This window comes from Mesorhizobium sp. M1A.F.Ca.IN.020.06.1.1 (assembly GCF_004023265.1).
Taxonomy (GTDB): Bacteria; Pseudomonadota; Alphaproteobacteria; order Rhizobiales; family Rhizobiaceae; genus Mesorhizobium.
This window is the reverse complement of sequence record NZ_RZSR01001511.1, coordinates 1-844: the sequence shown is the minus strand read 5'-3', so window position 1 is coordinate 844 and position 844 is coordinate 1. Positions and strand designations below refer to the sequence as shown.

The window sequence follows — 844 nt, the reverse complement described above, 5'->3', positions numbered from 1 at the left end:
GGGCGGTGCGCCCCGCCATGCGGATAGGCGTTGGCGCTCGCGCTTCGTGACAGCCATGCAACGAATGTGATGGCTGTAATGGTTAAGACCAGGCTTAAACACTCGTAAAGCCGGATCGATCATGTTAGCCGGCAGTGGATGGGTTGGCGGGGGCTGGCCAGTCGAGAGACCTGTCTATTGCCGGTGACGCGTCTGATCATAGTCTTCCTGATGATGGGAAGTTTCGCCCTCATGTTCGCCGAGCTTGTGCGCCACTCGGAGGAGATGAGCCAGCGGCCGCATCCGACGGCCTCCCGCTGCGGCGACGCCGCCGGGATGCCCTGTCCGCAAAGGGCGCTTTAAAGCGCTAGCGGTTCTGCAGCAGGTGACAGCCCGCCTGCCGCTTCTGCGCGAGATACTCGTCGATCACCTGGCGGTAGCGCACCTTGCCGAAGCTCGGGAAATGACCGCCATGCACAACCGAGACGTCGAGGTTGCGCATGGCAAGCAGCGTCTCGACATAGTCGCCGATATCGGAGTGGTAGACGTCGTCGATCAGCGGCCCGTCATAGACGATGTCACCCGACAGGAGCATGCGGGTCTTTCGCTCGTAGAGCGCGATGCCGCCGGGTGAGTGGCCAGGCGTGTGGATGACCTCGAAGGCACGATCGCCGAGATCGACAACGTCGCCATGCTCAAGCAGCCGGTTGGCCGGCGCAGGCGGGATGCGGTAGCTGGCCGTATCCCATCCGTCGGGCATGCCGTCGAACATCTCGTCTGTCGCGTAGCGGTCGGCGACCGTCCATTCGTTGCGCGGATCGGCGAGGATCTGGGCTTCAGCGGAATGCACGCAGCGATCCGGAAA

At 63.2% G+C, this 844-nt stretch carries 1 protein-coding gene; it reads right to left on the bottom strand.

The genetic code is table 11. The features are described from left to right. Positions 1-346 precede the first annotated feature (346 nt). A partial coding sequence (locus EOA60_RS35205) for an MBL fold metallo-hydrolase (protein ID WP_128312743.1) occupies positions 347-844 on the bottom strand: 498 nt, incomplete at its 5' end.